Raw genomic sequence first — 1,940 nt, 5'->3', positions numbered from 1 at the left:
CACGCCTCCACAAAGGCGCCCCAAAACACCGCCTCAACCAACCACGCCTCCACACAGGCGCCCCAAAACACCACCTCAATCAACCCCACCTCCACACAGGCGCCCCAAAACACACCTCAGCAGGTACCCTCAATCAACCCCACCTCCACAAAGGCATCCCAAAACACCGCCTCAACCAACCACGCCTCCACACAGGCGCCATTTCCCATTCTTTCTTCAACAAACCGTACCATTGTTATCACTGAAGGAGAAATTGATGCGCTATCCTTAGCCGCCTATGGATATCCGGCGGTTTCTGTTCCCTTTGGAGGAGGCAGTGGAGGAAAACACAACTGGATTGAAAATGAATTTGATCATTTAGAATCTTTTGAAACGATTTTTTTAGCCACCGATATGGATCCGCCCGGAGAAGAAGCAGCCCGTGAGATTGCCAGCAGGCTTGGACGCCACCGTTGCTACCGTGTCCGTTTACCCCTTAAAGATGCCAATGACTGTTTAACCGCAGGGATCGATAAAGCCACCATAAAAGCCGCCTTTTCCTCAGCACAAAGCTTTGCACCAGAAGGTTTACGGCGCGCCTCAGACTATAAAGATCAAGTGATTGGGCTTTTTTGGCCAGAGCCTGAAAAACATCTTGGTTATACGGTTCCCTATCCTAAACTGAAGGACAAATTGCATTTCCGCCCAGCAGAATTAACGCTCTGGAGCGGTGCGAGTGGTGCAGGTAAAAGCCAATTATTATCAGACTGTATTCCCCATTGGATTGCACAAAAGAGTCGCCTTTGCTTAGCGTCTCTAGAAATGAAAGGAGAACAATCGCTTCGCCGTTTAACCAAACAAACGGGCGGCTTAGAACAGCCTACAAAAGAGACGATTGAACGGATTCTTCATTTTTTAGACGAAGGGCTTATTCTTTATGAACATGTTGGCAAATCAAGCGTTGACACCTTGCTTGAAGTCTTTGACTATTGTCGTGCGCGCTATGGCTGCGATCAATTTATCATCGACAGTTTGATGCGGCTTGGCATTGCCTCTGATGATTATGCAAGACAAGAACAAGCCGTTTATAAAATGGTTGATTGGGCTGTTTTAAACAGTGTGCATATTCACCTTGTCGCCCATGCCCGTAAAAGCGGTCTGGATAAAGATATCCCCAGCACAGAAGACATTAAAGGCGCCTCAGAGATTGGCGCCAATGCCTTTAACATCATCACCATTTGGCGCAATCGACCGTTGGAAGATAAAATCTTTGCCGCCTCTCTCGCACAAGAAAAAGCAGATTTAGCCAAACGCCCAGGTGTCATTATGAATATTGCCAAACAACGTTCTGGTGATTTTGAAGGCAAAATAGGGCTTTGGTTTGATCCCCAAACTTATCGCTATCGCTGTTCTTTTGAACAATCATTCCCTCGACGTTATCTGTAATGCCCCATAAACCCCACTCTCTTTAAAAACGCCTCCGCTTTCAAACGCGCACGTCTTGCTCCCACAGAAACAACAGGAAGGATCAATCCACAAATGATGAAAAACACCCAATCCTTCGCGAACCAAAGCCTGCTCAACCCTAGATTCTCTGCTCCCAAACGCAAACAAAAAAAGGTCGCTCCAACAACGGCGCAAAACACCACCCCCTTCAATAACCACAAACAACGCGTCACCACCCCATCTCGCCGCCCCCTCATATGCAAAATCAAGAACCACTCCAACAGTGCAGCAAACACGATCCCTATCAAGGACAGGAGACCCCATGGTATGTCCATATTCTCCATCCCCCAAAGAGCTAAAAAAAGGACGACTCCTAAAATGCAATAAAACAGCACTTCCTTCAAAAAGAGGGAAACACCACAAATACAATAAAACGCCGCCCGCCACCACGAAATATCGAAGCGCTTGGAAACCTTATAAGTACTAATAACGACAACAATAAAAAGGTAGGAAAA

Annotated in this window: 1 protein-coding gene and 1 pseudogene; one reads left to right on the top strand and one right to left on the bottom strand. The window is 47.0% G+C overall.

The window, feature by feature from the left end:
* Positions 1–1,422: pseudogene (locus ACFIQE_RS06670) on the top strand (bifunctional DNA primase/helicase); the annotation flags it as partial.
* On the opposite strand, the gene ACFIQE_RS06665 reads toward ACFIQE_RS06670, so the two are convergent.
* Positions 1,402–1,809 (bottom strand): hypothetical protein, encoded by a 408-nt coding sequence (locus ACFIQE_RS06665; RefSeq protein ID WP_375707418.1) that lies wholly within the window; start codon positions 1,807–1,809, stop codon positions 1,402–1,404. The pseudogene ACFIQE_RS06670 and the gene ACFIQE_RS06665 overlap by 21 nt on opposite strands.
* Positions 1,810–1,940 lie beyond the last annotated feature (131 nt).

This window comes from Bartonella sp. AA1HLJMS, assembly GCF_042197445.1.
Taxonomy (GTDB): domain Bacteria; phylum Pseudomonadota; class Alphaproteobacteria; order Rhizobiales; family Rhizobiaceae; genus Bartonella.
The sequence above is the reverse complement of the archived record's forward strand: the minus strand, read 5'-3'. Positions and strand labels throughout refer to the sequence as shown.